The organism is Halobacterium salinarum DSM 3754 (assembly GCF_008124605.1).
GTDB classification, from domain to species: Archaea; Halobacteriota; Halobacteria; order Halobacteriales; family Halobacteriaceae; genus Halobacterium; species Halobacterium salinarum.
The window spans coordinates 1-24503 of the sequence record NZ_VRYN01000013.1; the positions used below are offsets into that span (position 1 = coordinate 1).

25 protein-coding genes and 3 pseudogenes are annotated in these 24503 nt (G+C 55.5%); 13 read left to right on the top strand and 15 right to left on the bottom strand.

From position 1 onward, the window contains the following. Positions 1-149: 149 nt before the first annotated feature. Both APQ99_RS11370 and APQ99_RS11375 read right to left on the bottom strand, forming a co-directional pair. A complete protein-coding gene (locus APQ99_RS11370; protein ID WP_136361705.1) occupies positions 150-1346 on the bottom strand; it encodes an AAA family ATPase in 1197 nt (398 codons plus the stop codon). Positions 1347-1380: 34 nt separating this feature from the next. Then, a complete protein-coding gene (locus tag APQ99_RS11375) occupies positions 1381-2832 on the bottom strand; it encodes a metallophosphoesterase family protein (RefSeq protein ID WP_136361706.1) in 1452 nt (483 codons plus the stop codon). A 466-nt stretch (positions 2833-3298) separates the two neighbouring features. Between APQ99_RS11375 and APQ99_RS11380 the strand changes: the two genes are divergently transcribed. From APQ99_RS11380 to APQ99_RS12880, 4 genes are all read left to right on the top strand, one after another. Further along, positions 3299-3670: a MarR family transcriptional regulator gene (locus tag APQ99_RS11380; protein ID WP_136361730.1), complete on the top strand. Its 372-nt coding sequence runs from the start codon at positions 3299-3301 to the stop codon at positions 3668-3670. Further along, on the top strand, positions 3667-4017 hold the full coding sequence (locus APQ99_RS11385) for a type II toxin-antitoxin system PemK/MazF family toxin (protein ID WP_136361707.1): 351 nt from the start codon (positions 3667-3669) through the stop codon (positions 4015-4017). Before APQ99_RS11380 ends, APQ99_RS11385 begins: the two co-directional genes overlap by 4 nt. Positions 4018-4653: 636 nt before the next feature. Beyond that, entirely contained in the window at positions 4654-4887 is a 234-nt protein-coding gene (locus APQ99_RS11390) for a FaeA/PapI family transcriptional regulator (protein WP_136361708.1), read from the top strand. 18 nt (positions 4888-4905) lie between these two features. After that, on the top strand, positions 4906-6774 hold the full coding sequence (locus APQ99_RS12880; protein WP_136361709.1) for a transposase: 1869 nt from the start codon (positions 4906-4908) through the stop codon (positions 6772-6774). A gap of 66 nt (positions 6775-6840) precedes the next feature. On the opposite strand, the gene APQ99_RS11400 is transcribed toward APQ99_RS12880, so the two are convergent. Genes APQ99_RS11400 through APQ99_RS11410 form a run of 3 tightly spaced genes read right to left on the bottom strand, consistent with a single transcriptional unit; the run spans position 6841 to position 9036 of the window. Further along, positions 6841-7383, bottom strand: a complete 543-nt coding sequence (locus tag APQ99_RS11400) for a hypothetical protein (RefSeq protein WP_136361710.1) — start codon at positions 7381-7383, stop codon at positions 6841-6843. 5 nt (positions 7384-7388) lie between these two features. Continuing rightward, entirely contained in the window at positions 7389-8435 is a 1047-nt protein-coding gene (locus tag APQ99_RS11405) for a hypothetical protein (RefSeq protein WP_136361711.1), read from the bottom strand. A gap of 55 nt (positions 8436-8490) precedes the next feature. After that, positions 8491-9036 carry a metallophosphoesterase gene (locus APQ99_RS11410; RefSeq protein ID WP_136361712.1) on the bottom strand — a complete coding sequence of 182 codons (546 nt, stop codon included), beginning with the start codon at positions 9034-9036 and terminating at the stop codon, positions 8491-8493. Between the two features lie 267 nt (positions 9037-9303). Here APQ99_RS11410 and APQ99_RS13105 point away from each other — a divergent pair. Continuing rightward, positions 9304-10053: pseudogene (locus tag APQ99_RS13105) on the top strand (CNNM domain-containing protein); the annotation flags it as partial. Between the two features lie 217 nt (positions 10054-10270). Here APQ99_RS13105 and APQ99_RS13110 read toward each other — a convergent pair. Together APQ99_RS13110 and APQ99_RS11425 are read right to left on the bottom strand one after the other, a co-directional pair. Then, the gene (locus APQ99_RS13110) at positions 10271-10489 is read right to left on the bottom strand and encodes a DUF7837 family putative zinc-binding protein (protein ID WP_455583694.1); all 219 of its coding nucleotides are present in this window, start codon (positions 10487-10489) and stop codon (positions 10271-10273) included. Next, positions 10478-10708, bottom strand: a pseudogene (locus APQ99_RS11425) (IS4 family transposase); the annotation flags it as partial. The gene APQ99_RS13110 and the pseudogene APQ99_RS11425, both read right to left, overlap by 12 nt. Before the next feature lie 282 nt (positions 10709-10990). Here APQ99_RS11425 and APQ99_RS11430 point away from each other — a divergent pair. Beyond that, positions 10991-12439 carry a cytochrome ubiquinol oxidase subunit I gene (locus tag APQ99_RS11430; protein WP_136361714.1) on the top strand — a complete coding sequence of 483 codons (1449 nt, stop codon included), beginning with the start codon at positions 10991-10993 and terminating at the stop codon, positions 12437-12439. Then, positions 12432-13427 (top strand): cytochrome d ubiquinol oxidase subunit II, encoded by a 996-nt coding sequence (locus APQ99_RS11435; RefSeq protein WP_136361715.1) that lies wholly within the window; start codon positions 12432-12434, stop codon positions 13425-13427. Before APQ99_RS11430 ends, APQ99_RS11435 begins: the two co-directional genes overlap by 8 nt. 89 nt (positions 13428-13516) lie before the next feature. On the opposite strand, the pseudogene APQ99_RS13015 reads toward APQ99_RS11435, so the two are convergent. From APQ99_RS13015 to APQ99_RS11470, 8 genes and pseudogenes are all read right to left on the bottom strand, one after another. After that, positions 13517-14116: pseudogene (locus APQ99_RS13015) on the bottom strand (helix-turn-helix domain-containing protein); the annotation flags it as partial. A gap of 77 nt (positions 14117-14193) precedes the next feature. Continuing rightward, positions 14194-15126, bottom strand: a complete 933-nt coding sequence (locus APQ99_RS11445) for a hypothetical protein (protein ID WP_136361716.1) — start codon at positions 15124-15126, stop codon at positions 14194-14196. After that, a complete protein-coding gene (locus APQ99_RS11450; protein ID WP_136361717.1) occupies positions 15123-15857 on the bottom strand; it encodes a hypothetical protein in 735 nt (244 codons plus the stop codon). Before APQ99_RS11450 ends, APQ99_RS11445 begins: the two co-directional genes overlap by 4 nt. Then, on the bottom strand, positions 15854-16717 hold the full coding sequence (locus tag APQ99_RS11455; RefSeq protein WP_136361718.1) for a hypothetical protein: 864 nt from the start codon (positions 16715-16717) through the stop codon (positions 15854-15856). Before APQ99_RS11455 ends, APQ99_RS11450 begins: the two co-directional genes overlap by 4 nt. 13 nt (positions 16718-16730) lie before the next feature. Beyond that, positions 16731-16865, bottom strand: a complete 135-nt coding sequence (locus APQ99_RS12965; RefSeq protein WP_267875133.1) for a hypothetical protein — start codon at positions 16863-16865, stop codon at positions 16731-16733. Then, the gene (locus tag APQ99_RS11460) at positions 16855-17253 is read right to left on the bottom strand and encodes a hypothetical protein (protein WP_136361719.1); all 399 of its coding nucleotides are present in this window, start codon (positions 17251-17253) and stop codon (positions 16855-16857) included. The genes APQ99_RS12965 and APQ99_RS11460 overlap by 11 nt, the downstream gene beginning before the upstream one ends. Continuing rightward, the gene (locus APQ99_RS11465; protein WP_136361720.1) at positions 17253-17630 is read right to left on the bottom strand and encodes a hypothetical protein; all 378 of its coding nucleotides are present in this window, start codon (positions 17628-17630) and stop codon (positions 17253-17255) included. The genes APQ99_RS11460 and APQ99_RS11465 overlap by 1 nt, the downstream gene beginning before the upstream one ends. Next, positions 17630-17842 (bottom strand): hypothetical protein, encoded by a 213-nt coding sequence (locus tag APQ99_RS11470; RefSeq protein ID WP_211356662.1) that lies wholly within the window; start codon positions 17840-17842, stop codon positions 17630-17632. The genes APQ99_RS11465 and APQ99_RS11470 overlap by 1 nt, the downstream gene beginning before the upstream one ends. A gap of 199 nt (positions 17843-18041) precedes the next feature. On the opposite strand from APQ99_RS11470, the gene APQ99_RS11475 reads away from it, so the two are divergent. From APQ99_RS11475 to APQ99_RS11500, 6 genes are all read left to right on the top strand, one after another. Then, complete coding sequence (locus tag APQ99_RS11475) at positions 18042-18239, top strand: hypothetical protein (protein WP_136361721.1); 198 nt, start codon at positions 18042-18044, stop codon at positions 18237-18239. Next, positions 18236-18442, top strand: a complete 207-nt coding sequence (locus APQ99_RS11480; protein ID WP_136361722.1) for a hypothetical protein — start codon at positions 18236-18238, stop codon at positions 18440-18442. The genes APQ99_RS11475 and APQ99_RS11480 overlap by 4 nt, the downstream gene beginning before the upstream one ends. 5 nt (positions 18443-18447) lie before the next feature. Further along, the gene (locus APQ99_RS11485; protein ID WP_136361723.1) at positions 18448-20061 is read left to right on the top strand and encodes a transposase; all 1614 of its coding nucleotides are present in this window, start codon (positions 18448-18450) and stop codon (positions 20059-20061) included. 56 nt (positions 20062-20117) lie between these two features. Further along, on the top strand, positions 20118-22805 hold the full coding sequence (locus tag APQ99_RS11490; RefSeq protein ID WP_168731199.1) for a tetratricopeptide repeat protein: 2688 nt from the start codon (positions 20118-20120) through the stop codon (positions 22803-22805). Between the two features lie 171 nt (positions 22806-22976). Next, positions 22977-23282 carry a hypothetical protein gene (locus APQ99_RS11495; protein ID WP_136361725.1) on the top strand — a complete coding sequence of 102 codons (306 nt, stop codon included), beginning with the start codon at positions 22977-22979 and terminating at the stop codon, positions 23280-23282. A gap of 71 nt (positions 23283-23353) precedes the next feature. After that, positions 23354-24490: a DUF4238 domain-containing protein gene (locus APQ99_RS11500; protein WP_136361726.1), complete on the top strand. Its 1137-nt coding sequence runs from the start codon at positions 23354-23356 to the stop codon at positions 24488-24490. Positions 24491-24503 lie beyond the last annotated feature (13 nt).

Consider the following 24503-nt stretch of genomic DNA (forward strand, 5'->3'; position numbering starts at 1 on the left):
CTCCAGCGAACCCAGTCTCCTGAGCTAATCCGCCTCAATTCGGTATAGTCTCCGCTGAGATCCTGCTTCACTCCGTCACTAAACTAGAACAGATGCCGGTCTTACAGGAGACGCTCGCTACCGCTACGCAACCGAGGTGTGAGTCTTAGCTAAAGACGAATGGTCTCGCCCGTCACTGCAGGGGTCAGGGGTGCGGTTGCTGTTGGAATCTCTGTCAAGATATCATCAGCTGTCGCCGCTACTTCGTTCGCCGGCCTGTCGTTTGATTCCGGCACAAGAGAGGCTGCTATCTCACGAGGGCCAGTGTCTGGTTGTTGTAAGCGTCCATCCACTGTCGCGTCCGCTACTTCATTTTTGACGGCAGCATCAGCGTTCTCCGTCACCTCTGTAACGATGTCGTCGACAGCACCGAAGTCCGGGGTGAGATCACCGGTTCCGGCTGCAAAGAGCGAGGTCAATTTGTCCTGGTGCTGCGTGACGTTAGACTCGGCGTTGTTGTACTTATTTTGTAGCGATTGATGCTTGGAAACAGAACTCGCCAAGTCCTCCATGTGTGTCGCTGCAGTGTCTCTGGTTTCTTTGACTGTCTCCTGTGCGTCTTCTTGTGCGTCGACAACCTCCTCGGCGTCTGCTTTCTCACCTTCTAGTTCCTCAATATCTGCCGTGATGTCGTCGCGCCTATCTCCAAGTACAGATTCAAACCCGTGCAGTTGCTGTTTTCTGGACTGAATTCGAGGTTCGTTATATTCCTCGATCTGCGTCGTGAGTTCCTTGACTTGATGTTCTTTCGTATCAGCAACGCGACCGACGCCAGTTCCGATGCTATCCAAGCGAGCTCGATACCGCTCCAATTTGCTCATCTGGAGCAGGTTGTCGATGATTCGCTGGCGTTGTTTCGGCGTGGCGTCGATAAGCCGAGAAACGTCACCTTGTTGCACGTACGCGCTATTGAGGAAATCCTCAGCGTTTAACCGGAGTTCTTGTTCAATTAGATTATCGATAGCACCGATTTGATCAAGGTCTGGTTGGCCCGGTGGTGTGGTAAGATCTGCCTCTTGATACGTCTCTCCTCGAACACGGATTTCTCGGGTGACCTCGTAGGACTCATCTCGATGGGCAAAGGACAGTTTTACTTCAGCAGTATCCTCATCGGCTGTCACCACATCGTCCATGGTGATACCACTATCTAACGCGTCACTACCGTACAGGGCAAAGAACGCGGCTTCCAATAATGAAGATTTCCCCGACCCGTTGTTCCCATACAGGACAGTGACACCATCCTCGAAACGCACTGATTCATCTGTGAAACACCGCCAGTTTTGAACGTGGATTCGTTGAAATTGCATGACTTAGTGAAGTAGTAGCGTTAGCTAGTAATGTTCAGTCGTTGATCTCCTCAAGTGCGTTCTCTAGGAGTTCCTCGTTATCGACTTCGTCATCATCGCCAACAGCAGTCGGTACTGATTCATGGGCTGTGTCTGCCGTCCCACCCCCGCTACTGGTATCGGGAGCATCAGTCCTGTCAACGTGGAGTGCGTCGGGTGACTCGCGCTCAAGGACTGTTGTAACAGTTTCTTGGGCTTTGTCAGTGATGTTGCTGTCTGCAGTTTGGTCAGTATTCATCGCCATTTCGAGGAACAGGTCTGCTGTCTCTGTGACGACGATGTCTTCACGGCGTTCTTCGACAGCGGCATCAACATCTGCGAATTCGACTGCTTGGTATTCTCGTTCGTCCTCAAGCAGATCTCGACGATCGCTGACTCGTGTAACCAACGCTCCGAGTTCGGCACCTAAATTCTCGATTGGGCCGACTGGAACCCGTTCGTGGACAACACGACCAGGTTCACCCCCGTTATTATCACCTTCTGGCGATGGTGCAGAAACTGCCGACTCATCTTCAGCAGCCATTAGCGTCACTTTCAGCACAGAGTCATCCACCGAGTCGACTTCCTCTCTAATGGTTTGTTCGACGGTTTCGATACCCTCGCCGCGATGTAGTGGCACATCAATATAGACGAATTCGCGGGCGTTTTCGATGACTTGACGGTCGATGTGCTCTTCAGGATCGACAGCACCGTTGAGCGGGACAGTTATGAGCGAATATGTCCGGGGGTCGCGCTGGTCTGCCATTGTCCGCTCAGTGGAACCAGCATAACTGAGTGGGATACGCTTTGAGCTTGGTGAGGCCGTTGTTGCTTGGTCACTTTCAGGTGTGCTATCTGAATCCGCTGAGTCGGAGTTGTTCTCGGAACGACCACTACTGACGAGCCGATAATCAGCTCCATGGTCATCGCCGACAAGCATGAGGTCGAAATCAACCGGGCTTTTTGCTAAGATTCGTTGTGTACTCCAGTCGCCGTGTCCGAATGGTTTGAATAGACCGTGGCCAACGAGGATGGCGCTGTCAGTTTCAGCAGCTTCGAAGTGATAGTCAAGTCGATCTCGCTGCCCGGGTGGGACGTGGTCTAAACCGTAGATCGTCGTATCGGCTACTCGAGTTCCGGTTGCATCTAATCGAGTGGCTAGCCCGATTTCTTGGAGTAACTCAACCCAATTCCGGTCATGAGTTCGTTCGTGATTCCCAACGATCAGTAGAAACGGAATACCTGCATCCTGTAGGCGTTGGAGTTCAGTTATAACCGTTTGAAGTGGTGTGATGCCAGGTCGACTAGTATGGAATAAATCGCCGGCGTGAACAACGGCGTCAACGTCGTGCTGAATTCCAGCTGATACGACCTCTGCAAATGCGTCAGCGAAATCTTGGCGACGCTCATCCAAATGATATTGTCGATATCCCAGATGCGTATCACTAGTATGTAAGAGACGTACCATTTCGCTGCAAGGTCATTTTGTCGCACGCTGAATAAATCTGCTGGTCAACACGTCGGCATAATGGAATAACTCTATTGAGTTACTTAGCTTTGGTGAATCGCCATACAGCATCGGATTTGGATGTAGAATGTGGAGTGTGATCTCTGCGGCGATCAGGTCGATTTCGATGAAGCGATATCTCCGTCCTCGCGGTGAACCCTGGTATAAGCACTGCTGGGCTGAGTATACGGGTGCGCCGGACTGGTTCAGTGACTACGTATAGCCGGGGGCTGGTGGATTAGAACAGTTATGGCTCGCTATCACCCTCATGACTTCAGAAATAAGGTTTCTAACTGTAGTTGAGACTGCTCGTCTCAATGCATACGGTTCTCGAACCGATTTGTGGGATGGACGAAATATCCTTCAATATTTTCGTAGCTTTCACTCCTAACACTCTTTGCAGTGGATGATGTATCTCTGCTCAACGATGTCCATCGACCGAGATACTTTCGAAAACAGGAACGAGGACGAACTCACGGACCTCTCTGTCCCCGATCAAGTCATCGGGTTTCTCGCTGCCAACGAGGATCGCGCATTCAAGGCGCGCGAAATAGCGTCCCAAATCGGCGTCGACGAGAGTGCAGTCAGCACGGCACTCTCACGGTTGAAGAACCGAGACCTCGTTGAACACAAGGCAACGTATTGGGCGGTGACCGACGACGAGGAACGTCTCGATGGGTACAGCGGCTACGAACGAGCGACCGCGCTGTTTAACGAGCAACTCGGTACAGAGGATGAGGAGTCCTGGCGTGAACACGCACCAAGTGAGCCGCACCCGAGCATCGAGGACGAACAGTGACCAACGAAGAGACCCCCATTTTCGAGCGTGGCGACGTCGTCTACGGAGATGATCCGTTCAAAAGCGAGGAGGATGCTCGTCCCTGGCTCATTCTCTCGAACCACGACGGGCGTCCGTTCCACGGCGAGCAGTATATCGCGGTGACGCTCACAACAAAATCATGGATGGACGGACTAATCGAGATTCCAGCGGAGAGTTGGCGTCGTGGTGGAATCCCGGATGAAAGTCGAATTGTTCCGTGGGGAGTCCAATCAATCGAGCACGAAGACATCGACTTCTGGCAAGGCCGTCTTGCCAGCGATCCCGTTGATCAGACGGTGGCTGCGCTCGTCGAAGAACTGCAATAGCTTCTTCGAGGTTTCGTTCAAGCAGAGGATGATGAAACGGCTGTTAGGTAGGTATGCGAAGTTACCGGTCAGGAGTTGCGATGTGATACACTGGTTGAAAGCTATCCACCGCTTGATCGTCTACAAGGCACTCCTGTAGAACCTGCTTCTGTCATAGAATACACAATCAGTATCACTCAAAAAACATTCTCCTGTTCAGCACTTCATCTGGGTGTAACTCAAGGAATCCGTACTCCGTTACCTGGGATTACTTTTCTGCTCACGCATTAGGCGGTCGCATGTGGGCCCTACTCACGACACCGTCTGGGAGCGGTTTCTTACAGTACACTGTGCCAGTTATCAGTTGTTGGTAATATAATTTCTTTATTTAGCCGCACCGCTGTATTTTTCTCGCCCGATTCGGCTTCCGTGCCGGAATCCTGAAGTCCGGCGGATGTCTTCATTGACATGGGTTCTTCAATCGCCTTGGGGAACCCGACCCGCGTGTTCCAAGCACGCGGGCATTTCCTACGACAGTCACGCCCCGAGGGGCCGGGCTTCCTTCTCACCTTCTGCTACATAGCATACCGTAATAAGTGTTATGCCTTCTGCCCACGAGCAGAAGGTTGAAGCGAAATACCTGCAACTTAGAGAGTAATGGACGAAGACCGCGAAAGGAACGAAGGCGGTCGATTCGAGCCCGAACACACCGATGAGGAGGTGCTTGAGGCTGTGCGTACTCACGAGCCTGCGGGTACGAAGGAAGTGGCTGACGAGCTCGGAATCGCCCGTCAGAGTGCGGATTATCGCCTTCGGAGCCTTCTGGACGAGGGACGTGTTTCGAAGAAGAAAGTCGGTAATTCTCTGGTTTGGTCAGCCGAGCAGGAGTGAGACGGAGGATTCCATAGGATGGCAAAGGAGAAAGACGAGGACACTGACCGCGACCCTGAGTCAAAGGGTGAAATCCATGAGCGACGGCAGCAGAAGGCGAAGATTTCAAGCCGGTACAGAGAAGCCGAGAGGAAGCTACCCGACGACCCACGGGATGATCCGTGGGCCTACACGGGTCTCCTGAGCCGGAATCCGGCCAACAACATCACGCCGCCGCTGTGGGAAGCCATCAAATCAGAGGTCTACCGCGTCTACCGTTGGTCGGTCGAACGAGATCGGTACGACGAACTTGAGACGCCCGAACATCGACTCGCAAAGGCCCTCGGGAAGATCCAGCTTCGGCACTACTACTGGTCGAAAGGGAAAAACGAGGACCTCACGGAGAATCTGGACGGCGAGGACGCAACACGGCTGTATCTGTTCTTCGACCTCTCGGCGCTCAACCAGTCGGGCGTCGCTCGTGCCATCAAGAATCCTGACATCCGGGAGTCGTTGGGCATCGAGAATTCGGTGAGTCAGCCGACGCTGAACAGGATGCCGGGACGGATAGACGACGAGACGCGGCACTACTACGCGAGTGAGACTGAAACCCTGGTCCGGCGCTTGCAGGACACGAAGCTCGAACACTGGTTTCGGGACCCGACACCGGACACGATAGTCACTGACGGTGAGGGCTTCCCGCCGGTTCAGGTGATCGCTCGGGAGCTTCGCTCGAAGACGTTCAAGTACCTCCGACTGAAGCGCGACAGCAGTACCGAGGTGACGAAGGACGCGTCGCTCCGAGTGCTCATCGCCGCCGCGAACGGGAACGGGTTCGTCAACGACGCCGCGAAGAACCTCAAGTACAAGCCGTTCTACGACGACGGCGACATCCCGACGGGGCAGAACCTCACGCACCACCTTCGCAAGTCGTCACGGGAGTCCGTCTTGCGGATGTTCCGTGAGGCGAACGATGAACTGTTCGAGATCGCTGCCAGGCACGACTACTTTCCCGACAGCGCGGAGGTGGCTATCGACATCACGGACTGGCCGTTCTACGGCGACAACGAAAGCAACGAGTTCATTCGTGGGACGAAGCCGGGACGGAACTACTCGTGGGCGTGGAAGTACATCACGCTCGCTCTTGTCGGGACCGACACGCCGCTGATTCTGGTCGTGCTCCCGGTCAAAGACAAGAGCAAGACGCCAGAGTACATCCGTCGGATGCTCCGGTTGGCCAGACAGCACCTGAATATCGGCCGCGTCTACCTTGACGCGGGAACGGAGTTCTACAACTCGGACACTATCTCGACTATCACCGAGCAGGGCCTGGAACTCGTGATGCAGGGGCGTAAGTCGGGGAAGACGGTCAAACACTTCCTGAACGGGATGGCGTGGGCCGATCTCCGGTCGTCGTACTACCCCTACGACGTCGGCTCCCTCGACGAAGACAGCTACTACGCGGTCGGCCTGAAGTCGGACAAGACGGTGAAACTGCGGAAGTCAGACGCTGATGAGCCGATAGACGACTACACGAACCTGTATCCCGAAGAGGTCCCACCGGAAGAGTTGGGAGAGGCGTACCGGCGTCGGTGGGGTATCGAGACGGACTTCCGCGTGATCAAGGAGGAGCTCCTCGCCAAGTGCGGGTCTCGAAACCCGGCGTTTCGGGCGTTTTATTTCAACCTCGCGGCGCACCTCTTCAACATTTGGACGGTGGCGAATATCCTCCGCGCTGAGGAGACGGGTGAAGCCCTGAGTAAGGGGAAGCAACTGACCGCTGGTGAGCTGATGCAGGCCATCGAGGACGACCCGCGCGACCTTCGGCTTCCGACCGAACCACCAGAGACCAAGCAGGTATTTGGAGATATAGCCGATGCTGATTGGCTATCTTCAGGAGCCGACTAATTCTTCTGTGATCCTTTGAGGGAGACTTGAAATTTCGAATTCAAAAATGGTGGCGTTCACTCTCGATTACCAATAGTTACGGGGATAGAGACTGATCTCATCATTATATCGAGTGAAATCCGAATCCCAAGTCGCAATATGTGGTATATCAAGTAATCTCGCTATGTTTGCGAGAATTGCTTCTTGAATACTAATTTCACGGGGTTGATATTCCAAAAAGTCATTCACCACCAAATCATATTCTGCAGAAGAACAATGGTGAATTTCAAACACTTCGCTCTCACATACTTTTTCCAAGTAGTTATCGGCTCCACTACGATCGCCATTCCCGTGGCCTAGACTTGTGATAGCGATGTTCAAAGTTTCTCTTGTCGTATGAATCGTTGCGAAGGGAGACCCGTCACCAACCACACACTCCAACAGGAAATGAGCATATTTATGTTTAATCGTTGTTTCTTCATCCAAATATTCTGTATCGGTATGGAAGATCCCCTCTAAAAACCGCTTTCCCACAAAAATGTCAGTACTCGGGATTCCAATGGATCCGTTTTTAGACGGTTGGATAAAATCTCCTAGATGTGGATCTCGTAATTCCGAAATTTCGGACATCCAGTTTAACCCACTAAGTCATAAACAGGATCGTCCTCAGGTACCGATGATACAGCATCTTTGGGCAGTGATTGACCTAATTCCCAGTCCAGAAACTCTTCTTTGGTTATCGATTCTCGGTTGATCCATACCTCCGGAAGCTGATCTTCCTTGATATCCACATCAATATCGTATTCAGATGCTGTTTCTGCAAACTCACTGAAGACCTCAACGAATTTTTCCTTTGTCTTTTCGACACGGCCCCAATTGGCTGCTCGCTCGAAGTAGTCCTCAGGACCGCTAACAGTATGGACTGCGATTAGACGAGTGATTTGCTTCCAGAGACCATGGTAATAAAAGGTATCTAAATGTTGAAGGAGCTTCTGGTATTCAGAACGCTGCTCCTGATCCATTTCTGCTACCCCTCGATTAGCGCATTCGTCCAGTACTGTCTCAGCCACCTTGGTAAACTGGGTAACATACGACTCTAAACCTGCGAAGACTTGGAAACGAAGTAGCTCTCGCTTCATCTCGCTTGTCCGTTCAGATAGCGGTTGGATGAGATTCTCAGGGAAGTCCTCAACTGCCGCTTCCGGGTCGCATGCTTTTGCACATTGGTAGAGGTGGAGGTGAGTATCTATGTTGGCTAAATATAGATCCTGGAACGGGCCGTCACGCTGGTCGTAATACTCACGGAGCCAACTGAACGTTTCGGCGTTGATGACCTCCGTAATCGACATCTCTGTTGGAAGACTTTCCGAATTTTCTTCCGTCGCGATATAATACTCAGCGACCTGTTGGACAGCCGGGTAAGGCCCCTCCTCATCACGAATAGCGAGTTCACCGGCGTTCTCAATTCCGTGGTCAAGCTCGGGGAGCATGTCTCCATCGGCGTACCACTGTATCGTTACCTCGCTGTCCAAGTCGTGGTCTCGAATTGCCATCAAGAGGAGCTTCTGCTCGGTAATAGAATCAACGTCGTCCCAACTGTAACCATCAATATCGCTGACGGCCTGTTTGAGGCCCTGCTTGAATGTCGCAATAAGGCGGACCTCTGTTGATGGGAACGACATCTTTGAATGGAAATACAGCCTCACCAGTGAAATAACTAATCATCTCTTGAAAGGCTCAGAGGATTGGCTGAGATCGCTCCTGAATATCATCCCCATTCTCAATAGCGTCAATCAACTCTTCAAGAGATACGGGTTTATACCCGAGTACGTCGGCAGAGATATTGATTCGTTTTGTGTCCATCTCAAGGAATGGCCGCTTGTGATGGTTGTGTCCATGTATATGCCATCCATCGAACTCTTCTGGAATACCCGAGTATTTGTGACTGCAATAGAAATTAAAACCTCTGTGAGAAAACTCGTATGATTCCATAAGTGGTAGTGTCGCATCGTCCAGTTCTGAACGGTTATATGGGTCATGGTTACCTCTCAAGATTATCTCAATATTGTTGACTTTATACGCCCAGTGATAGAACCCTTGTTTATCTATATCGGAGTGGGCAAGGTCACCACCAAACAAAACGGAATCAGATTCGTCAACCGTATTAGTCCAGTTCCGAATTAGAGTGCGGTTCATTTCGGATATATCTTCGAAATTTCGAGGAGATTTGTCTAGTATATCTGGATCGTTAAAGTGAGTGTCTGAAATGAGATATACGGACATATTATTCCGGCCTATTCAGACACTCACTCATAACGCTTTGGTACAATTCTGTGATCATTCACAACATCGCAAATCAACGATGCAGAATAAGACGGCCACACGACCTTCTGATCTAAGCGTAATTAACAGAATTTCTATGGGTTCTCACCGACGTTCACGAGGGTAGTTTAGGTACCTCGTACATCGACTGATTATCTGGGTTCATTGCTGAATAGAATCACCGTGTTTTCAACTACTGTTATCGGTGTCGAACTGGGACAGACGGCAGTGACCGGGATCGGAATCGGCTTGATTCTGCTCCTCATCGTAGGGTCGGGATTCTTCTCGTCGTCGGAGATCGCGCTATTCTCCCTGCCGTCCCACCAGGTGGACGCGATGGTCGAGCAAGGCTTGCGCGGTGCGCAGGCGGTCAAGTCCCTCAAGGAGGACCCCCCCCCGCCTACTCGTGACGATTCTCGTGGGAAACAACATTGTCAATATCACGATGTCCTCGATCTCGACGACGATCGTCGGCTTCTACTTCGACGCAGGCACGGCAGTTACTCGTCACTCGGCATCACGTCGATAGTGCTGGTGTTCGGCGAGAGCGCACCCCAGTCCTACGCCGTCGAGAACACCGAACTGCACGCACGGCGTGTCGCCCGGGGGCTAAAAATCATCGAGACGCCACTGTGGCCGCTTATCACCGTATTCCACTACCTGACGGGCGTCGTGAACGGACTTACCGGCGGCAGCCCGTCCATCGAGTCGACCTACGTCAGTCGGGACGAGATTCGGAACATGATCCAGACCGGCGAGCGCGAGGGCGTCCTCGACAAGGAGGAACACCAGCGGCTCCAACGCGCCCTGCGATTCACCGATGCCACTGCCAAGGAGGTGATGACCCCTCGCCTCGATATAGCGGCTGTCTCCGGTGATGCGACCGTTGAGGAGGCGATTCAGAAGTGTATCTCAAGTGGTCACGCGGACCTACCAGTTTATAATAGGTCGTTGGACAGTGTGATCGGCGTCTTCGACATCCGTGACCTGCAGAATTCGAACTACGACACTTACGACGATCTCGGCGTAGAGGACGTAATCGCTCCGACGCTCCACATCCCCGAGTCGAAGAACGTCGACGACCTCCTCTCAGAGCAGCGCTCGATGTCCCCAGACTCCAACGTCGTTCCACAACGCCGGCATTCGACAAACAAGCCAGTATCTGGCCGACCGAACATACGGGTGAGTCGCCGGATCATGCGTTCGGATCGACAACGCCGCCGCAGCCCGGGCATTCCGTCCAGCACCGGACGTCATCGCCGGTCCCGTACTCGACGAGGACATGCCGGTGGTGGATCTGATCGCCACATCGGGGGCAGACGCCGAGTTGCGGATTCTGCGAGGGTATAGAGCCCCCGGCACGAACTCGTCTCGCGGCAGATTCGTGATGTACAATGGTAGTCGTCGGCGTCAACCGATGATAGAAGCCACCGGGAGAGATCGCCTCGTCGGCTGTCGAGTTGTAACTGCGTCTGAACCCAGCGAGTGTTCGGCTCTCGCCTGCGGCGAAGCCGAACACGAATGCCCACACGAAGGCGGGGATCTGTAGCTTCCCTTCACGCTCAACCACGCCGAGTTCCTCGGCGTGCTCTTCGAGGAACTCGGAGGGAAACAGTGTAGTGAGCCGACGCATAATTCTCGATGAGGAGGCGCCGTTGGACACAGCTCTTGCCTCCTCGTTCCTCCCGAAAAGTATCCTCAATAAGCCGCCGCTATCGCGCGGTTCTCGTCTTAGCTAAAGACGGATGACCAGTCGTGTTCCTGGTTCGGTTAAGCAGTCTGGTCGCGGTATGAAAACATACCTTTGGACTGCGAGCAGGAAAATTAGGGTTATACAAATAAAACTCGTCTGGTACAGTACTCGAATGTGGGAATCGTGAACCAACTCATAATCCAATAGACCGCAGCGACATATATGAGCCCGACTCCAGTGCTGACAACCCTCGACCCCGGGGTAATGGCGTTCCTGTCTGCGGAACTCGCCAGTCGCATGCAGTTCGGGTGGACAATTTCCGTCCACATCATCTTTGCGTCCCTCTCTATCGGCCTCGCACCGTTTATCATCTACTTCACCTGGAAAGACGTCCGGACGAACGACGACCGGTACGCGCGGCTGCGCTCGTTCTGGGTGAAAGTGTTCGCTGTCGGCTTCGTGATGGGGACGGTCACTGGGATTCCGATGAGCTTCCAGTTCGGCACGAACTTCCCGCAGTTCTCCGAAGTGGCCGGCGAGCTGATCGGCGGTCCACTGTCCTTCGAGGCGAAGATGGCGTTCTTCCTCGAAGCCGTCTTCCTCGGAGTGTTGCTGTACGGTCGCGACCGCGTCCGAGACAGAACGTACGTCCTCTCGTCGGTGCTCGTTGGCGTCGGAGCCTGGCTGTCTGGATTCTGGATACTGGTCGTTAACGCCTGGATGCAGACTCCGCGGGGATACGAGATGATCACCCGAAACGGAATGGAGGTCGCGAAGCTGACCGACCCGTTCGCCGCGTTCCTCACCCCGCGAATGACCTGGATGTACGTCCACATGATGAACGCGTCAGTGATATCGGTCGCGCTGCTGGTCGCGGGCGTCTCGGCGTACATAATCTGGAAGAAGCCCGACACCGACGCCTGGAACACCGCTCTCAAACTAGCTGTCGTGCTTCTGGTCGTCTCCGCGCCCTTCCAGGCAGTTCACGGCGACGCCTACGGCCGGCACGTGGAGGACACCCAGCCACAGAAGTTCGCCGCGATGGAGGCCCATTACGAGACGGGGCAGGCCGACCTCCACTTGCTCGCGTTTCCGAAGTCCGCCTCGGCACTCACCGACCCGCGCGCCGAGAACCTCGTCACGGTGAGTCTCCCCGCAGTTGGGTCGTTCCTCGCCAGTGGCGGGGACTTCAACGCCGAGGTCATCGGATTGAACGAGTACGAAGACAATCCACCCGTCGCGCTTGTGTTTTGGTCGTTCCGCTTCATGATCGGGCTCGGGTTCCTGTTCATCGGACTGGCGCTGTGGGGCGGCTATCTCACGTACAAGGAGCGGCTGTCCGACAACACACGCTACCTGAAGGCGATGATTGCAGCGTCGCCACTCGGCTACGCCGCACTTCTCACTGGTTGGTACGTCACCGAAATCGGTCGGCAACCGTGGGTTATCCAGGGTGAACTCAAGACTAGCGAGGCGGTCTCATCAACGCTCACCGGGACGGAAGCGACACTAACGCTGGTTGGGTTTGTCGTCGTTTACGTGGGGTTGATTCTAACAGCCCTGTACATCCTGAAGTGGCTGGTCCGGGAGGAGCTCCAGGCGCTGGGCGTCCGGGAGTCCAGCGATGGCCGCTGGCACGGCCCGATTCCCGGGGTGAGTGACGATGACTGAGTCGTTGTTGCCCGTCGACGCCTACCTCGTTGAGTCGCTGCCGGAGGTATGGTTCGGCGTCGTGCTGTTCGCACTGGGGATGTACGTCGTTCTTGACGGCTTCGACTTCGGTATCGGGATGCTGTACGCCACCCGAACGGACGAACACGAACGGGAGACGTTCCTCGCGGGGTTCGGACCGGTCTGGGACGCCAACGAGGTGTGGCTGGTCGCCTTCGGGACGATGCTGCTGGCGGCGTTCCCGCGAGTGTACTCTCAGCTGCTTGCGGACAACTACTTGCTCACAATCGGGTTCGTCCTCGCACTGCTGTTCCGCGGACTTGGTCCGGAACTGCGCGAGCAGCGCGACGACGACCAGTGGCGGCGGTACGCCGACTACGCCTTCGTCGGCGGCAGCGTGTTCGCGCCGCTGCTGCTCGGGATGCTCGCCGGCCGCTGGCTGTTCGACAGCGCCACGCTGCCAGTGGTGCTGACTGGCGTCGGCCTGGTCGCCGTCTCGGTCGTCACCGGTGCAGCGTTCCTCGCGAGCAAAACCGGGCCCGACCTGGCGGCGGAGCTGCGTACGTACGGGATCGGGGCGACAGTGGCGTACCTCGGGGGGGTGGTCGTGCTGCTGGGGACAGTCGTTCTGACCGACGCGGGCGGCGCCGCCGACACGATTCTCTCGGGTCCCGTGGCTGCAGTCGTCGCGCTCTCGGTCGCCGCCGGCGTGGGCGGGAGTCTACTGGCGAGGCGCGGCAAGTACCGGGCCTGGCTGGCGAGCGCGCTGGCGCTTCCCACGCTGTTGACCGTCCTGATCGCACTCCTGCTGTATCCGGTCATCTACCCACCGACTGGCCTGCTGGTCAGGGAAGCAGTCGTGTCGCCGCTGGCGCTGAACCTCGTGACCGTCCTTGGGCTCCCGGTGCTGATAGTGGTCCTGTGGTACTTCAAGTTCCTCTACGGCGTGTTCAGCGGTCCAATCAAAGGCGAAGGCTACGAGGGCTAACGCCAGCCCCAACCCCCTGGGCTTCCACCCCTTGGTGGGTGTCCGCTTCGACGGGTCGGTCGTGACACCGGCCGCGTCGCCAGCCGCGTTCAGAGCGTCTGCGCAACGAACTGCGACATCATATGGTCTTTGGCGGTCCGGAGCCGATACTGGACGGTCGAGCGAGGCTCGTCGAGTATCGATGCCAGGTCGGCTACGGAGACCTCCCGCGGCCGTTCGTAGTAGCCGTGTGCGACTACGGGTCTAGCACCTGCCAGTGCGCCGGCGAGAACTCCGTCGCAACCCGCTCGGTCGCCTTCCAGTTGCCGCGCTGGTCACGTATGATACCGACACCGTTCCCCGTCTCAGACGTGGGATTCAACCGTGTCGTACACATCGTCGATCGGGTAGTCGTCGGGATAGAGCACGCGCCAGCGATACGCACCGCCGGCCCGGCGAGACTCGAACACGGTCCCTTTCTGGACGTGATCCTGGATACGGTGTGAGAGAGCGATACTTATTGACCTCGCCACGGAGCGTATAGATGGGTTGGCTCGTCTCCTGACGGTCGAGGACGTGGTACGCGCGTCTGGCGTCACAATCGGTGACGTCGAAACACTCGTTGCAGCGACCTCGTCCAGAAATACCTAGCCAAACGCGCGCAACGCCTCCGGCGTCCCTTTCGCGTGGTCGAGTCGCCACATATCAGTTGTTGTGAATACGATTTCTTTATTCACGGAATCGCGTGATGTTTAGTCGCCGATTCGCCTGTCATCGTTCGGATTTCTCACTCCGTTGTTTCGCCGTTCTTCTTTGAGTTCTTACACTGCTCTGACCGGGGTTCGACCGGCTTCACTCGAAGCTCTCCGAAGCCGTACTTCGAGTGACTGCCGACCCGAAGAATACCACTCTTCGCGGTCTCGATGGGCCGGTCGCCCTCGTACTTCACGACCTGCCCGTGGTCGACGGTCTGGAGCTTGTAGACCTCCCGTTGCTCGAGGATCTTCTCCTCTCGCTCACGGAGATCCCGGCGGCTCCCCTTCCACCACCACGGGACGTCCTGGTCGGCAGCCTTGGGGTACTCCGACTCCAGCACGAACGGCGTCGTCACCTCCACGAGGAAGGCCTCGCCGTTCTCGAGACGTGAGTAGTCTAGGTCATCGAGGTCGACAACCTGCGTGTCCTTCAGCCGCGTGACGCCGTAGCCGTAGTTCCGTTTGCCCCCGAACTGGAGCCCCTCCAGTACGTCCTCGCCCAGCGGGAGCGCATCGGGGTCATCGGCGTGCAGGTAGGCGTGAACGTACCACTTTGTCGTCTGCTGCTGCTTGCGAGCGTCCTCCGGCTTGCCCATGATCGTCTCGTGGGACAGCGCCGGATGCCCGCTCTGCGGGCGGATGTCGTGCGTGTTCAGCGCGTCTCGCGGACGGCTGTCGAGAAGCCAGCGATGCGCCGGGTTCCGCATCAGGAACAGGTCATCGTAGCTCTCGACGTCCGGCAGCCCACTCCCGAGGTACGGCCGGATTCCGCTCTGGGAGTGCTCTTCAGGGAACGTCCCGAACTGGCCGGGGACGAACACACCGTGGCTAGCGTGGAGGTGCTGGTGGACGTCGTGCGGGAGGTGCTGGCCGAGTGCGTGGAGGATGGCGTTCCCCGAGACGTAGTATGGGTGGCCGATGTAGTCCATCTCCAGCTCCCAGTGAACCTGCTGAATGCGCGTCACTCGTCGAACACCTCCCGGAAGTCCTCGATGTACTGGAGCGCGGTCGACCACGCGCCGATCCGCCGGAGATTCGCATCGAGCACCATGTCGTACTTGTCGTGTGCCGTCTCCAGCGGGTGTGCTTCCAGGCGGTTCCACGCCGACGCCCACGACCGCCACGGGCGACTCCCGAGCCGGGCCGACGGCCGGCCTCGAGCGTCGCCGTCGATCCGCAGGGCGAACTCCTCGCCCACGTACACCGTTCGGTGGGGCACGATCTCGTCATTGTCGACGACCAGCCGGAGGTCGGCGAACTCGTGCCCGGCGCGGTAGTTGTCCAGCAGCGCCGCCACGAGGAGCGTGTGGTACTTCAGACTCGTGTAGGGGTAGTAGACACTCTCGTTGAACGCCGAGACAACGTCGCTCTCCAGCCACGCCCGATGCATCGTCTCTGGGTCGTCCTCGGTCAGGAGCCCTCTCACGGCGCTCTCCACGTCGTTGCGCGTGAACTCCTGTGGGTCGTACCGACTCTCACCCTTGATGAGCGACAGTCGGTAGAGCGTCTCGTGGTTCTCGACAGTCTGTTCAGGCTGGCCGCGGGGCCGGCTGAGCGCCGACGCATCGCCGTCCGCGCCGTGAGGGACCGTCTGGTTCACGGGCACTCCGGCGAACGTCTCCGGGGCGTAGTCGTGGGGTTGACCGTTAATCTTGTGAGCATCGTGGCGGTACGCGGCGACCATCTCGTCGCTCATGGCCCCTCCTCGATGCGCTCCTCCAGCGCCTCCACGAACGCCGGGCGGTACTCCTCTTCCCACTGGTCGTCTTTCTCGTCCATCGCGTTCGTGTTGCCCTTGCCACGGTCGAAGACGCGCTTCAGTTCACGCTCCTCGTAGAGCGGGTTGATCAGGCGGCAGTCGACGATCCCCGCGCCGAAGTTCCGCGCACCTCCGAGCTGATGCATGAAGTCGGTCTTGTGAGCATCGAGGAAGTCGATGCCTTCGGCCAGCAGCCCGATGAACTCCGGCTTCGTTTCCCGGAAGGAGAGGTGCCAGCAGCCATCGAGGTTGGCGACGGCGTCGATCTCCGCGTTCCGCAGCGGTTCGCGGTTGTCCTCACGGTTCCGGGAGACGACGTTGCGGTTCAGCCGGCGGTAGTGACCCTCGGCCTGGCCGCGCGTGTAGTCCACGCTGGAGCGGACGGGATTGAACTTGATCGGGCGGCGCATCACCTTGCCGGGGACGCCACTGAAGCCGCCGAAGAGGTCGAAGATCACACAGCCGTCGTCTTCCTTCGGCTCATCGGTACACGCGCCCTTCTCGTGGTAGCCGGCGTCGAGGTCGCGGTCGTAGACCCCGTCCTTCATGAAGTTCGCGTTGGCCTCGCCGGGATGGCAAGCCGTTCCGCCGTACTCCTGTACGGTTTCCTCCATCCCGTGGCGAAGCCACCCGGAGAGCGGGAAGGCGGGGATGATGCCGCCGATTTGGTTCTGCGGGTCGTCGTCCCCGTAGTTGCCGTTCGATGCGTGGTGGCGGTCGGTCATGATGCTGTCACCGACCACCAGCAGGTCGGTCTGAATCCGTACGAATACGTCTCTGTCGATGTCTTCAATCATGACTGTGTAGTGGTTAGCGTGCTTCGAGCACCGCTTCGACCGCCTCAGCCGAGGGGTACGAAACGCCGCCAACTCGATACTCACGGACCGTCTCCCCGTCCTCCATGCGGACGATTCGGACCGTCACGCGGGCGTCACTAGTCCGCATCGTCACCCTCCCTGGCAGCGTGTGCCTGTTCAAGCAGATCGACAGCCAGCGCCTCGGCCTGCTCAGCGGAAAGGTGTACGAGCGTCCCGACGGACTCGTCGTCGTCGGTACTCACCTCGAAGCCGAGCGGGACACCGTGCCGACCGACGCTGTACGTCTCGATGGTGCCGCTCGGCTCTTCGCACAGGGTGTCGAGTTCGGCGTTCACCAGTCCCGAGCGGACGTGTGCGAGATTGCACGTCGTCTCGTAGGCCCACCGTTCGTCCTCGGCGCGGTCAGCCAGCTCCAGTAGCCGGTTCTGCTGGGCGGTGATCTCGGTGTCGGGCACGTCACCGGCGGCCGCCCCGGCAACCGCGGCGGTCGCTTGCAGGAACTCGCGGCGCTGCATCAGGCGTCACCCCCACCGAGGTTCCCCTCGGCCGCATCGGCAGCGACCACCAGCCGAGCCGCGAGGTCGCGGGCGTCGTCGGGATCGAGGCCAGTGCCGACTTCGATGGGGCCAGACCTCCACCTGAGGCCGACGCCGCTCCAGCCGTTCTCCTCGTGGACGCCCTCCACATCGAGCGGGCCGTCGTTCATGTCTGCCGCGACGTGGACGTTGTTCAGTCCGCCGGGAACGGAGCCGCAGTCCGTGACCGAGTACGTCCCGTCGTCGGTCACGCTCCGATCCTCGACGATTCCCTCGGCGCGGCCCGTGTCAGCGGTCGCGGCCTGCGGGAGAGTGGCGAGGGCGGCGGCCGCGGCGAGGAACTGACGTCGCTGCATCACAGCCCCTCCTGAGCGGCTTCTCGCGCCTCAATCAGACGTGCCGTCCACGCGCCTGCTTCCGCAGCGCTGATGCCCGGAACTTCGCTCCAGTCGGTGTTCTCGTGATTCTCGATCAGCTCCGAGAGATCGAGGTCGGCCTCGGTGTTTTTAGCGTCCGATTCGGCTTTCGTGCCGGAATCCTGAAGTCCGGCGGATGTCTTCATTGACATGCTTCGGTTGTCCCGAAGCGCGGTCGGACGGGTCCCAGCCCGTCTCGGCCAACTTCTGACCGGTGTCCCGCGCTTCTTACCAGAGACATGTGTCGCCGCGACAATAAAAGTTAGGTTATAAGCTAATGTGGTGCTATGAGCTAATCTTTATGGCGATATAACCTAATGTCTAAGTCGTATGCCACCAACGAATGGCAGTATGGGAGTTACCGCGATCATGACAAAGACTGACCGAGAACGCATCAGCGGCGAAGCAGATGTTGACGACAGCAAGCGGTACGAGTCTGCTTCTCGCGTGCGGCAGCGGATTGATGAACTTGAGACGGATGCTGAGATTCTGAAGGAGAACCACCCCAATCTGTACGAGGAACTCCGAGAGGCGGTCTGCGACGAATGAGCGACGAGAGCGACGAGAACCAAACGGAACTCTACCACTTCGCCCGCGGGGCGTTCGTCGATACCGACTGGTTCCCCGGCGACCTCGACGAGAACGACGAAGTGGTTCGGGTCTCCGAAGCAGGCCAGTTCCCCGAGTCGTACTACCTCGAGGAAGGCGACTGGGGCGCTGCCCCGCTGGTCCCCGGCGACGACCCGCCCTAGAGGGGGTGAACCTCCCGCAGGCGCTCTACGCCGCCATCCACTGGGCCGACGGCGATCTCGCCCGCGCGATTGGCCGGCTCTCGCTGCGGGACCTCTTCATCGGCGTCGAGGAACACGACGACCTCTCACGCACATTCGATGCGCTGGAGTTCTTCCGCGTGTACCTCTACCTTCGACTGACCGATGAGGCAGAGACGGACGTAGCGAAGAACCTGGATGACCCCGAGTTCCGGGACCGGCTGAACGTCACGGAGACGGTGAGCCAGCCCACGCTGAACCGGCTCGGTGACCGACTGACCGAACGGCAGATGCGGTACTTCGACCGCGTCGTCGCCCAGGTCCTCGCGGCCATCGAGGATTCCAGGTACGCCGACCAGTTCGATGAACTGCCATCGCCGGACACCGAGGAACGGAAGCCGCCGTACATCAAGAAGCTTAGTCGTGAACTCCGGGCTGAGGTCTTCCGACACCTCAGCTTCGACCGCGACGACAGCATCAAGTTCAAGCGGGACTTCCTCCTGCGGATCTTCGTCAGCGCGGCGATCCACGACATCCACATGAACCAGGCGTGCGAGAACATGGAGCTGAAGTCGTGGATCGGTGAGGGCAACTCGGTCGACCCGAGTAACATCCGGCACCAGCTTCTGAAGTTCGACCCGGCCACCGTCACGCGAATGTTCCGGCGGGCCAACGGTGCCCTGTTCGACATCGCCTTCGAGCACGAGTACTTCGATGACACCAACGAGGTCGCCATCGACAGTACGGACTGGGGGTGGTACGGACAGGGTGACGCCAGCCGAGATATCCAGAAGACGAAGCCCCAGCGGAACTTCTACTACTCGTGGCAGTTCACCACGCTCGCTCTCGTCGGTACGAACACGCCGATGACGATGCGGGCCGTCCCGACGCGGGCGGACACCGACAAGGGAACGCTCGTGCGCCGACTGCTCCGGTACGCCGCGCAGGTGACGTCGTTCAACCGCGCCTACCTGGACAGTGGGTTCTACACCACTGACGCCGTCCGTGCTCTCGAGTCCACCGGGACGGAGTTCATCATCCAGGCCCCGGACAGGGGCCAGAAGATCGAGGGCCTTCAGCGACTCGCTGTCGCCAAGGAGAGCGAGGTTGAAGCGGTGCCCCACGGGCTCGGCGGGATTGACGACGAGAAGCACTGGTTGTTCGCCGTGAAGTCCCAGAAGCGGTCTCGACTCCGGCAGGGCGAACCCGATGATCCGACCGACGACTGGATCATCTTCTACACGAACATCCCGCTGGATGACGACGACATCGACTCATTGGAGTTGGCCACCGATTTCCGCAACCGGTGGGGCGTCGAGACGAGTTACCGGAAGCTCAAGCAAGACTTCTTGGCACAGTCGGGATCACCCCGGCTGGCGACCCGGATGTTCTACTTTAAGTTCGCCATCCTAATGTACAATATGTGGACGGTGGCAAATGTGCTGGGTGCCGAGGAACAGGATTATGATTTGAGTTCGGAGAACTTCGTCAAGGCGAACAGATTCACCCGTGCATTTGAGGACGATGAAGTGACGTTAGATCTTACCGACCCGCCAGAAACATTAGATTCTTGTTGGTTTCCACAAGGCACCAGTCATTAGCTGTGTCGTAGTTAGCGTGGGGGTTTTATTGCAATTGGACAGGCAATGATATGCCAATGACTGGTTTGGAAATAGCGCCGATTCTCCTTTCTGTGCTCGCTAACCGAACCGTCCCCACCAAATCGGATGTACGTGGCAAATTAGATGAGGTATCACGGAACACCAAGATAAGCGACGAGTTCGGACAGCTTGCAGCCGAGTTCAATCGCTCTTTGGTCGACCGAATTGAGAGCCGAGCTAAAGACTTGGATCATCTTGAACTACAGTCTTTAGCGTTTCATTGGGATATAATCGCCGAGCAAATCGATTTTACAGAAATTGTGTTCGAATCTGAGGAAGAAGCCGTAACTTGGCTAATTGAAGAAGTGAATGAAGCTGAAGATGTGAATTTAGATAAAGAAGCAAGCGAGGAACTCCAAAAACTATTGAGTGAGGAGTTTCGGAACGTCGTTGATGATTTTCGCGATCGAGTCATCCAAAATGAAGAACTATCCCAGCAACTTCAGGCTAAATTTCAGGCTGATGTACTTGATAGATTGGCCACGATTCGAGAGGAATTCGATCAACTCGCGTACCGACGTCCGTACACTCTCTACTCATTCCCTGAAGACCGTGAAAGAGTAATAAGTACGCTTCTGCCCGAAAATACTGTAGAATTCGTTGATAGGCAGGAAGTTCCCAAGAACCCAGATCCCGGTCGATATGTTGTTGTCGGGCCATCAGGTGCGGGAAAAACACGGATCTTAGCTGCTTTTATCAATCGACTCCCTGAGAATTCGGTTAATCACATTTTACTGCCTGATGAACGGATGCTTGACCCCGCTGATGTAAGAGGAATTACACGCGAAGAATTTGCCGGTGATGTGTTACTGGTTTGGGAAGATATTCACCGAATTGACGAAGGCGGAGAGAGCCTAGTTCTTGAATCAGCCATACATGAACTGTCACATGCTCTCGATTCGGATGGGCATACTCTATATGCACTGTTGGAGGCGCGATCAGGACAACTTCACAATGTTCCAGGAAATCTTCCTGCTGCATTTGACGACGAACAAAGTTTCTGGTCTGACTTTGAGGAACTAAGGGTTGAAAATGTTGACCCTGACTTCATACACGATCTCGCAGTTCGAATGGCAGACAAATACGACGTATCAACGACCGATGGTGTGCTTGAAGCTTTAATTGATCAAACTGCTTCTCGTTCTGCACCGATTTATATTGATGCGGTACTCGGAACTGCTGGCGACGAGCTCACTATTAGTGATATGGAGGATTTACCAGATAATGTCGAAGATCTCTGGAAAATACAGTATGAGTCGCTTCAATCAGATTCAAGAGACGAATTGTATGTGTTAGCTTCAATGAAATTATTGTATGATCTGAATTTGCCGTATTATTCTAAACTCGTCCGTACGATATACCTTGAGTTGCTAAGTGGCGACCGAGGACGATTTCGTAGATCTGTTGAACAGCTCAAAGAAAAAAGACAGTGGATCGATATTCGGGGAGAAGATCTCGTTTCTCGCCAAACACAGTATTATATCCATGACGTACAACTTGAAGCAATTCAGGTCCGTGCTCGTGACGACGCTTCAGAATTGTCTGGGGTACTTCTATCAGAGGAGGAGTCGTTGCCTACATATACACGGCCGATAGCCCACCTGAATGCCGGGGCTGCGTTCTCAAAATGGGGCCATATTTCATTAGCGATAGATCAATGGAAAGCAGCATTAGACCTAGACCCCACATTTCCCGAAGTTCACTTCAACTACGGGCTATTGCTGGCAAAGCATCAAGGGAATCCAACAGAAGCTGAAACACATTTACGTAAAGCTATTGAGTACGATCCAGAATTTTTGGAGGCATACTATAGCTATGCTCTATTACTTCAGCAGTCATTAGGCCGTCCAAAAGCCGCCGCAGATTACTATCGACGAGCTTTAGAGCTTGATTCCGAATTTGTGGAGGCACTCTATAATCTTGGATTAGTATTACACAGAGACCTCGATAGGCCAGAAGAAGCTGAAGAATACTATAGGAAAACGCTGAAAGAGAACTCCGATCATGCACCGGCACACAACAATTACGGTGTTCTGCTGAAGGAAGATCTAAATCGACCTACGGAAGCAAAGCAACACTTTGAGAGGTCATTGTCAATCGACCCCAGTCACACGTTAGCGCACCTGAATTATGCAAACCTTCTAAATGACGAATTGTCTGAATCTCAGGAAGCCAAACAACATTTTGAATCAGCACTACAATTGGAGCCGCAGAATGCCGATATTCACTATGAATACGGCACCTTTCTTAAAAAAGAATTAAATCAGGAAAAAGCGGGAGAAAAGCATTTGTCAATTGCTCGGTCGATAAACCCCGAGGAGTACAAAAGTGCGAATATTGAAATTGAAAAATATCCTCAGAACCTCTCTGTTGAGACAAAGAAACAGAGTGTCTCGTCGCGCCCGGTTGCGATTAATTTGGGGGCTGACATCCCGAGGAACACAGCGGTAGAAGCAACAGTCAAACAAGACGTAACAGGGGATGGCAGGCCAGATCATGAGCAAGTGATCCATCTGATGAACGGTGAGAGCAAGTATCGATTAGACGAATTTGATCCAACCGGTGGTGATGTGTGGACTGAAATAAAATTTAGAAGCAAAGACGGACAGGATACAGCTCTATTCGACCTTCCCTCATATGAACTGTATGTGGTGGATAATTCACCAGACGAAAATAGCTCTTAGAACCGTCTGACAGGACTGAGTGCTTTTCGAAAATTGTCCTTTATATTAACTTTGCTTGCGTGGCTCTGTTGAAATCCTGGGAAACTGATAAAAACTGCGGCGAGATACAGAGAGTGAGTTCAGCAGAAACACTCCCAGCTCACTATCCGGTGTCAAGATTTATTGGGTCTCGTGAAGCTTCCAACGGGAACCATTTTCCTGACCAAGAAAGATGGAGGCAAGAGAGTAGTCACTACAGTAATTCCAGCACAGGACGTTGAGATGAATGTTGACCACCTGTTGAAATGCGGTGATTGCGGCCTGCGATACAACGGTGCTGACGAAAGATGTGTCTGGTGCGGATCCAAGGACAAAGTCAAGGAAATTCACAGTAACACCATTAGACTCTGCGATGAAGAGATTGAGCCTGGAGGAGAACCCCGGATATCCGATGATGTCTATGAACAATGCCAAGAAGAAGTCTTAGAAATGTTCTAAACTAACCCTATCGACTACAGCGTAGCAAAGTATTTACACACTGAAATTCCAGTCCTACGTAAGAAGACGAAATGCCTGAGCGGAAGAACCAGCACTACGTACCCCAGCACTTCCTGAAGGGGTGGGCCACGGACAACGTGGTTAACGTCCTACCTCTCTCTGAGGGCGAAATCTTCCCTAACAGCATCAGGAAGGTCTGTTCACGCGACTACTTCTACGGGAACCCTCCAAGGGTCGAAACCGAACTCGGCAAATTAGAAGAACATCAGCACAGCCCTATCAAAAAGCTGCGTAACGGGGCTGAGATTGGAGATCTCTCCGGTCAGGAGGTTAAGCTGCTTCTCTCTTTCATCACGACTCAGCGCTCGAGGACCGAAGCCGAGCGAGAAGATATCCGGAGTGCGGAAGAGTTCATGCGTGACGCGGTCAAAGACGATATGGAACATGACCGGTACGAAGGCAGTGTCATCTGGGACTCTGACCTTACCGAGAAAGAAATGGAGGACACGATGGTTGATGCCTCCCTTCTCGGAACACACCACTACATTATCACCCAGGGAATCTTCGGCTACACAGGGATCCAGGATCTCGAAGCTGTAATGCTCTGCAACGTCACCGAAAGAGAGTTCATTATCTCCGACACACCGATGATCCTTGACAATCCTCGCTACAAACCACGGTACGGAGCAGTACCGGCAGGGATCGGCAACAGAGGGCTTCAAATCTACTGCCCCATCAACCAAAACAGGATACTCCTCCTCTACGACCAACAGATCTACAGGTTCAAAAGCAACTCCCGGAGACAGGTCCTGATCAAAGATCCTGATATCGTCGACCAGATCAATCTAACCCAGTTCCACAACGCAGAGAACGCCGTAATATCCAGCTCCAGCAGTGAGGACTACATCCAAGGCCTACACAAGAGGATCGACGAAGTACGCCGGAGAGAAGAAATCACGATGCCTCTGGAAACAGAATCCATGGAAACCGTAGAGGTAGAAAAGACTCCGGCCTACCAAGCACCAAAAATTTCTCCTGACATACCCGGCCGTACCACCATGACCCATCTTCGGTACGACAAAAGACGTCCCAGCTGCCAGGCACCGACAGTCCAGAACCTGGCCCGCCGGATTTTCAACGAGGTCGGATTCCCTGACGCAGCACTCATCTACGCAATCAGATTCTTCGAAGAACAGCTGGAACTATAGGTGGTATACTGAG

Coding starts and splice junctions, on each gene's coding strand:
- APQ99_RS11370 (WP_136361705.1), bottom strand. CDS start 1,346: ATGCAATTTCAACGAATCCACGTTCAAAACTGGCGGTGTTTCACAGAT.
- APQ99_RS11375 (WP_136361706.1), bottom strand. CDS start 2,832: ATGGTACGTCTCTTACATACTAGTGATACGCATCTGGGATATCGACAA.
- APQ99_RS11380 (WP_136361730.1), top strand. CDS start 3,299: ATGTCCATCGACCGAGATACTTTCGAAAACAGGAACGAGGACGAACTC.
- APQ99_RS11390 (WP_136361708.1), top strand. CDS start 4,654: ATGGACGAAGACCGCGAAAGGAACGAAGGCGGTCGATTCGAGCCCGAA.
- APQ99_RS12880 (WP_136361709.1), top strand. CDS start 4,906: ATGGCAAAGGAGAAAGACGAGGACACTGACCGCGACCCTGAGTCAAAG.
- APQ99_RS11400 (WP_136361710.1), bottom strand. CDS start 7,383: ATGTCCGAAATTTCGGAATTACGAGATCCACATCTAGGAGATTTTATC.
- APQ99_RS11405 (WP_136361711.1), bottom strand. CDS start 8,435: ATGTCGTTCCCATCAACAGAGGTCCGCCTTATTGCGACATTCAAGCAG.
- APQ99_RS11410 (WP_136361712.1), bottom strand. CDS start 9,036: ATGTCCGTATATCTCATTTCAGACACTCACTTTAACGATCCAGATATA.
- APQ99_RS11430 (WP_136361714.1), top strand. CDS start 10,991: ATGAGCCCGACTCCAGTGCTGACAACCCTCGACCCCGGGGTAATGGCG.
- APQ99_RS11435 (WP_136361715.1), top strand. CDS start 12,432: ATGACTGAGTCGTTGTTGCCCGTCGACGCCTACCTCGTTGAGTCGCTG.
- APQ99_RS11450 (WP_136361717.1), bottom strand. CDS start 15,857: ATGAGCGACGAGATGGTCGCCGCGTACCGCCACGATGCTCACAAGATT.
- APQ99_RS11455 (WP_136361718.1), bottom strand. CDS start 16,717: ATGATTGAAGACATCGACAGAGACGTATTCGTACGGATTCAGACCGAC.
- APQ99_RS12965 (WP_267875133.1), bottom strand. CDS start 16,865: ATGCGGACTAGTGACGCCCGCGTGACGGTCCGAATCGTCCGCATGGAG.
- APQ99_RS11460 (WP_136361719.1), bottom strand. CDS start 17,253: ATGCAGCGCCGCGAGTTCCTGCAAGCGACCGCCGCGGTTGCCGGGGCG.
- APQ99_RS11465 (WP_136361720.1), bottom strand. CDS start 17,630: ATGCAGCGACGTCAGTTCCTCGCCGCGGCCGCCGCCCTCGCCACTCTC.
- APQ99_RS11470 (WP_211356662.1), bottom strand. CDS start 17,842: ATGTCAATGAAGACATCCGCCGGACTTCAGGATTCCGGCACGAAAGCC.
- APQ99_RS11475 (WP_136361721.1), top strand. CDS start 18,042: ATGGGAGTTACCGCGATCATGACAAAGACTGACCGAGAACGCATCAGC.
- APQ99_RS11480 (WP_136361722.1), top strand. CDS start 18,236: ATGAGCGACGAGAGCGACGAGAACCAAACGGAACTCTACCACTTCGCC.
- APQ99_RS11490 (WP_168731199.1), top strand. CDS start 20,118: ATGACTGGTTTGGAAATAGCGCCGATTCTCCTTTCTGTGCTCGCTAAC.
- APQ99_RS11500 (WP_136361726.1), top strand. CDS start 23,354: ATGCCTGAGCGGAAGAACCAGCACTACGTACCCCAGCACTTCCTGAAG.